This is a genomic window from Candidatus Amarolinea aalborgensis (genome assembly GCF_900491745.1).
In the GTDB taxonomy this organism is placed as follows: Bacteria; Chloroflexota; Anaerolineae; order SSC4; family Amarolineaceae; genus Amarolinea; species Amarolinea aalborgensis.
Map to the genome: position 1 here is coordinate 1 of NZ_UETR01000080.1, position 1,143 is coordinate 1,143.

A 1,143-nucleotide genomic window follows, 5' to 3' on the forward strand; every position below is an offset into this window, starting at 1 on the left:
ACCTTCCTTCCCGGCCACTTCAGGGGTTATACCGTCAAACTCAATGCACTCGATGGTGTTTACTATTGCGACATTCGCCCCGCGATGACGACAGATGAATTTCTCAGGGAGCACATCAAAACAATTGATCGCTTCTTTTGTGATGATGTGCATGACTTCATGGGCAAATAGCAGGTCAGCGAAGTGGAAAGAAGGTAATTGATCGCGTACTGCGGTCTGATATCGAGGCCTGGCTGCGGCAGCCGGAGCCGGTGGAGGGTGGGGAGGCGGAGAGGTAGCGGGGCGGCAGTTATCTGAAAGCCGGGAGATCGAATTCCGCCTAAAGGCGTGTTTGGGTTATGAGTTGGGCGCAGCATTTCCACAGTAAGCACCGCGTCGACGCCGTGCATCACACCGTCAGATTCATCCAACTTGACGTCATATAACAAGAATGTGATAATAGCGCAATGCCAATGCCAGAGCAGCCATCATCGCCGTGGCGCGTCGTCTTCTACAAGGGCAGCCGCGGACGCAGTCCCATTGCCGAGTACTTGAATGTGCTCCCTGTCGCTGAGCAGGCTGCGGCCGAGGAAACCTTTCGCCTGCTGCGGGAGTTTGGCCTTTCATTGGGGATGCCCCACGCCAAGCATGTCAGCGGCAAACTGTGGGAATTGCGGCCCGGAGCGAATCGCTTCTTCTATTTTGCCTATATTGGCCGGCGGTTCGTCATTTTGCACGCCTATCGCAAGCAGAGCCAGAAGACGCCTCCACAGGAGTTGGCCATCGCAGAACGCCGCTTGGCTGAAGTGTTGACGGGAGGAATTGAAGATGGATGATAGATTCATGTCGCTAGAAGAATGGGAAGCTGAACGAATGCAGGATCCTGAGTTCGTTGCGGCGTTGGCTGCACGCGAGCCAGCTTACCAGGTAGCCCGCCTGCGCATCCTGCACGGCTTGACGCAAAAACAACTGGCCGAGATGGTAGGCACCAAGCAATCAAGTATCGCCCGTCTTGAACGCGGTACCACGCCGCCCAACCTCTCCTTCCTAAGTAAAGTGGCTGCGGCGCTCGGGGCGCGCGTTGAGGTGCGTTTGTCATCCGTAGACGAAACGGTCTCGGCGCAGGCGTGATGCCGTGGCCGATGTTGTGGCTGTGTGTAGTGC

General features: G+C 56.3%; 2 protein-coding genes. Both read left to right on the forward strand.

Annotated elements, in window-relative coordinates; translation table 11 throughout:
* The first annotated feature begins 446 nt into the window (after positions 1-446).
* A complete protein-coding gene (locus ACPQ6D_RS23775) occupies positions 447-815 on the forward strand; it encodes a type II toxin-antitoxin system RelE/ParE family toxin (protein ID WP_423226838.1) in 369 nt (122 codons plus the stop codon).
* A complete protein-coding gene (locus ACPQ6D_RS23780; RefSeq protein WP_423226839.1) occupies positions 808-1,110 on the forward strand; it encodes a helix-turn-helix domain-containing protein in 303 nt (100 codons plus the stop codon). Before ACPQ6D_RS23775 ends, ACPQ6D_RS23780 begins: the two co-directional genes overlap by 8 nt.
* The last annotated feature ends 33 nt before the right edge of the window (positions 1,111-1,143 follow it).